General features: G+C 46.0%; 1 protein-coding gene. It reads left to right on the forward strand.

The window, feature by feature from the left end:
- Positions 1-47 precede the first annotated feature (47 nt).
- On the forward strand, positions 48-385 hold a 338-nt coding region (locus IEQ44_RS15620), incomplete at its 3' end, for a reverse transcriptase domain-containing protein (RefSeq protein WP_193639400.1).

Here is a 385-nt window from a genome sequence, read left to right on the forward strand (position 1 = left end):
CTATTGGTCTTGACGACAATGCAGTAAGCTGGATGCACTCTTATTTGGTGGGGAGAGAACAGATGGTTGAAGTTAACGGAACCATGTCCCCTCCCCTCCCAATAACCTGTGGTGTTCCCCAAGGAAGCATACTAGGACCTCTTTTGTTCCTAGTTTATGTTAACGATATGGCATCTGCTTGTGACTGCAACTTGTTCTTGTTCGCGGATGACTCGGCTCTCCTTGTCTCCGACAAGGACAAGTTGCATGTGGAAAAGGCTCTTAGCTCCGAGTTAAACAAGATCTGCACCTGGCTCAACGACAATAAACTATCAATACACCTGGGCAAAACTGAATCCATCCTCTTTGGGTCAATTCCTAGACTCAACAAGGTTGATAACTTCAC

Source organism: Nocardioides malaquae, assembly GCF_015070385.1.
GTDB classification, from domain to species: Bacteria; Actinomycetota; Actinomycetes; order Propionibacteriales; family Nocardioidaceae; genus Nocardioides; species Nocardioides malaquae.